The organism is Streptomyces sp. NPDC042336 (genome assembly GCF_055581985.1).
Window position 1 is genome coordinate 1 of sequence record NZ_JBVJEA010000072.1, and the last position, 4843, is coordinate 4843.

Consider the following 4843-nt stretch of genomic DNA (forward strand, 5'->3'; position numbering starts at 1 on the left):
CTGCTCGGTGATGAGCTGGGGCAGCGACGCCCCGCGCAGAGTGCGTGTTGCCCCCTGCCAGCCCGACAGGATCCGCTCCCGCTCGGCCTCCTCCAGCACCTCCACCTCGGAAACCCGGAGGTCCGGGTCCTGGGCCAGGGCGGTCAGTACGCGGACGAAACGCTCGGTGATGGACTGCGCGGTCTCCCGGTCGAAGAGGTCGGTGCTGTAGTCCAGCGCACCCCCCAAAGTGGCGGACCCGGACTCCGCAGTGGGGCGCCGTTCGGCGAGCCGGAAGGACAGGTCGAACTTGGCTGCGCCGATTCCGACCGGTCGGCTGCTCACCTCCAGGCAGGGCAGGGAAGCGATGGCGGACGCCGCGCCCTGGTCCGTGTTGTTCAGGGTGAGCATGGTCTGGAAGAGGGGGTGCCGGGAGAGTGAACGCTCCGGGTTCACCGCCTCGACCAGCCGCTCGAACGGCAGGTCCTGGTGGGCGTAGGCGGCGAGGTCGGCCGCCCGCACCCGCTCCAGCAGCTCCGCGAAGGTGGGGTCCCCGGAGACGTCCGTGCGCAGCACCAGCGTGTTCACGAAGAAGCCGACCAGCTTGTCGAGCGCGTCGTCGGTGCGGCCGGCGATCGGGGTGCCCAGCGGGATGTCCGTGCCCGCGCCCAGCCGGGACAGCAGCGTGGCGAGCGCGGTCTGGAGCACCATGAACAGACTGGACCTGCCCTCACGGGCGACGCGTACCAGACCGCTGTACACGTCCTCCGGCAGCTCGAAGGTGACCCGGTCACCCACATACGATGCCGTGGCCGGCCTCGGGCGGTCGAACGGCAGCGAAAGCTCCGCCGGCAGACCCGACAACGAGTGCTTCCAGTAGTCCAGTTGGCGGCCGGCCTCGCTGTCGGGGTCGTCCTCGGAGCCGAGGACGTCCCGCTGCCAGATGCTGTAGTCGGCGTACTGCACCGGCAGCGGCGCCCACTGCGGGGCAGCACCCCGCACGCGGGCCGCGTACGCCGCCGTCAGATCCTGGGCGAGGGGGCCCATCGACCAGGCGTCGCCCGCGATGTGGTGGACGACAGCGAGCAGGACGTACTCCTCTTCGCCGAGCTCGAACAGGAAGGCGCGCAGGGGCGGTTCCTCGCTCAGCTCGAAGGGCGCGCGGGACGCACGGTCCACGTCCTGGTGCAGGTGCTCCTCGTCCGTGGCGGTCACCGTGAGAGACACCTCAGCGGTGTCCCGCACGATCTGGTACGGGCCCTCGGCGTCCTCCGCGAACACCGTGCGCAGGCTCTCGTGCCGGTCGACGACGTCCGCCAACGCCAGCCGCAGCGCCTCCTGGTCCAGCGTCCCTGTCATCCGCAGGGCAACGGGCAGGTTGTAGGTGGCGCTGGGGCCCTCGAAGCGGTGCAGGAACCACAGCCGCTGCTGGGCGTACGACAGCGGAACACGTGCGGGCCGGGAGGCGGTGGCCCGAAGCGGCTTCCGCGCGCCGGTCGCGTCGTCCAGCACGGCCGCCAGTTCGGCGACCGTGGGCGCCTCGAACAGCCGGCGTACGGCGATCTCGGTGTCCAGGACGGTGCGGATGCGGCTGACGAGTCTGGTGGCGAGCAGGGAGTGGCCGCCCAGGGCGAAGAAGTCGTCGTCGATGGTGACACTTTCGACTCCGAGCACCTCCGCGAACAGCGTGCAGAGCAGCTCCTCCCGGGGGGAGCGCGCCACCCGTCCGCCACCCGCCTGCGGCCCGTAGTCGGGCGCGGGCAGAGCGCGGCGGTCGAGCTTGCCGTTGGGGGTGAGGGGGAAGGCGTCCAGGGCGACGAAGGCCGAGGGCACCATGTAGTCCGGCAGGTGGGCGGCGAGATGCGCCCGCACCTCGGCCGTCTCCACCGCTTCGGCTGCCGGGATGAGGTAGGCGACGAGGCGCCGGTCTCCGGGGTGGGCCTCGCGGACGAGTACGGCGGCCTGGGCCACTCGCTCGTGTCCGGCGAGTACCGCTTCGATCTCGCCCAGCTCGATCCGGAAACCACGCAGCTTGACCTGGTCGTCTACGCGGGAGAGGTACTCCAGCTCCCCGTCCACCGTCCAGCGTGCGAGGTCGCCGGTGCGGTACATGCGGGTGCCGGAGGGGCCGTGGGGGTCGGCGACGAACCGTTCGGAGGTCAGCCCCGGTCGGTCGTGGTAACCGCGTACGACGCCGTCACCGGCGATGTAGAGCTCGCCCGGCACTCCGGCCGGAACGGGCCGGAGTGTGCCGTCGAGGACGTAAACACGGGTGTTGGCGATCGGGCGGCCGATCCGCGGCCGGCGTGCACCGTCTGCGGTCACTGGCCATTGCGTGGACCAGATCGTCGTCTCCGTCGGCCCGTACAGGTTGGTCACCGACAACGCCCGTTGGACGAGCGCCTCGGCCAGGTCGGCGGGCAGAGCTTCGCCACCCACCAGCACCCGCACCCCGGCCAGCGCCGAAGCGTCCTCTGCCAGCACCGCCCGCCACAGGCTCGGCGTCGCCTGCATCACGGACGCACCCGCCGACCGCACCAAACCGCACAACGCGACCGGGTCCCGGACGACATCCCGCTCCGCGAGCGTGATCGACGCGCCCGACAACAAGGGCACGAAGAGTTCGAGCCCGGCGATGTCGAACCCGACCGTGGTCACCGCCACCAGGCGGTCCCCGGCGCCGAGTTCGAAGCGGTCACGCATCGCCGTCAGGAAGTTCACCAGCGCCCCCTGCGGCACGACCACACCCTTCGGGCGTCCCGTCGACCCCGATGTGTAGATCACGTATGCGGGGTTCGCGAGAGCCGGAGGAGTCAGGGACTGGTCGCCCGCGAGCCGCGACAGAGCCTCGGTGGTTTCGGGGGCGTCCAGCAGCAGCCGCGGTACGGCCGGTTCCTCCGGCAGTACGGGGGTCAGGTCGCTCGTGGTGACGAGCAGGACGGGGTTGGCGTCGTCCAGCATGTACGCCAGCCGTTCGGCCGGGTACTCGGTGTCGAGGGGGAGGTAGGCGGCGCCGGTCTTCCAGACCGCGAGCAGGGCCACGACCAGGTCCACGGATCTGGGCAGGGCCACCGCCACGAACCGTTCGGCGTCGGCACCGCGCTCGGCCAGCACACCGGCCAACCGCTCCGCACGGGCGTCCAGCTCCTCGTACGACAGCGCTTCCTCGCCCGCGACCACGGCCTCAGCGAGCGGGTTCGAGGCAACCCGCTCCTCGAACAGCTCCACCACCGAACGCCCCGGCACCTCACGAGCTGTGTCGTTCCAGAGTTCGAGCAGGCGCCCGCGCTCGGCCCCGGCGAGGATCTCGATGTCGCCGATTCTGACGTCCGGGGTGGTGACCGCGTGGTCCAGGAACCGGAGGAGCCGGTCGACGAGGGCGCCGGCGGTGACGCGGTCGAACAGGTCGGTGCTGAACTCCAGTACGCCGTGCAGGGAGGTCGCCCGGCCGTGCGTGTCGCGACGCTCCGTGTAGCCGAAGGCCAGGTCGAACTTGGCGACGGACGACTCGATCGGCTCCCGCTCGGCCCCGAGACCGGGCAGGTCACCGAGGGAGTCCAACGCGCCCTGGTAGTCGGTGTTGTTGAGCGTGAGAAGCACCTGGAAGAGGGGGTGCCGGGCGAGCGAGCGCTCCGGGTTGACCGCCTCCACCAGCCGCTCGAACGGCAGATCCTGATGGGCGTAGGCACCGAGGTTCCGTTCACGGACCCGGTCCACCAGTTCGGCGAACGTCGGGTTCTCGGAGGTGTCCGTGCGCAGAACCAGCGTGTTCAGGAAGACGCCGATCAAGTCGTCCAGGGCCTCGTCGGTCCGGCCCGCGATCGGCGTGCCCAGCGGGATGTCCGTGCCCGCGCCGAGCCGGGTCAGCAGCGCGGCGAGCCCTGCCTGAAGCACCATGAACGGGCTCGCCTGAACGCGCCGGGCCACCTCACTGACGCGCCCATACAGGTCTGCGGGGATGTCGAAGGGGATGCGGTCGCCGCGGTAGGTGGCGACGGCGGGGCGGGGGCGGTCGTAGGGGAGTTCGAGCTGGTCGGGGAGTCCGGTGAGGGTGTGGGTCCAGTAGTCGAGTTGGCGGGAGATCTCGCTGTCGGGGTCGTCCTCGGTGCCGAGGATGTCGCGTTGCCAGAGGCTGTAGTCGGCGTACTGGACGGGCAGCGGCGCCCACTGCGGGGCTGCCGCATTGCGTACCCGGGCCGCGTATGCGGCCGTGAGGTCACGGGCCAGCGGCGTCCGCGACCACGCGTCACTCACGATGTGGTGCGTCAGCAGGAGGAGTACGTGTTGCTCCTCCGACAAGGCGAACAGTGAGGCACGGAACGGGATTTCGGCCGCAAGGTCGAAGGGGTGGCCGGCCGCACCCGCCAGGTCGTCACGCAGACGTGCTTCGTCCGTCTCCACGATCGTGAACTCCGGCCGGGCGTCGGCCGGGCCCCGGACGACCTGGTGCGCACCCTCGGCGTCCTCCGCGAACACCGTGCGCAGGCTCTCGTGCCGGTCCACGACATCGGCCAGGGCCTGTCGCAGGGCCTCCCGGTCCAGGGACCCGGTGAGCCGCAGGGCCACCGGCGCGTTGTAGGTGGCGCTGGGGCCCTCGAAGCGGTTGAGGAACCACAGCCGCTGCTGGGCGTAGGAGAGCGGAATGCGTGCCGGACGCGGATCCACCGCGGTCACGGTGCGGCGGCTCGGTGCGGTGTCCTTGCCCAGGACGGCGCTGATACCGGCGACGGTGGGCGTCTCGAACAGCTGCCGGATGGGAAGTTCGGTATCGATGACGGTGCGGATGCGGCTGATGAGTGTGGTGGCGAGGAGGGAGTGGCCGCCGAGGTGGAAGAAGTCGTCGTCGATGGTGACGGTGTCGGTG

General features: G+C 70.9%; 1 protein-coding gene. It reads right to left on the reverse strand.

Annotated features, from left to right (window positions below; all coding sequences use genetic code 11):
* Window positions 1-4843 (reverse strand): amino acid adenylation domain-containing protein (locus ACZ6IM_RS42190; RefSeq protein ID WP_469564537.1); only part of this gene is annotated, 4843 nt, incomplete at both ends.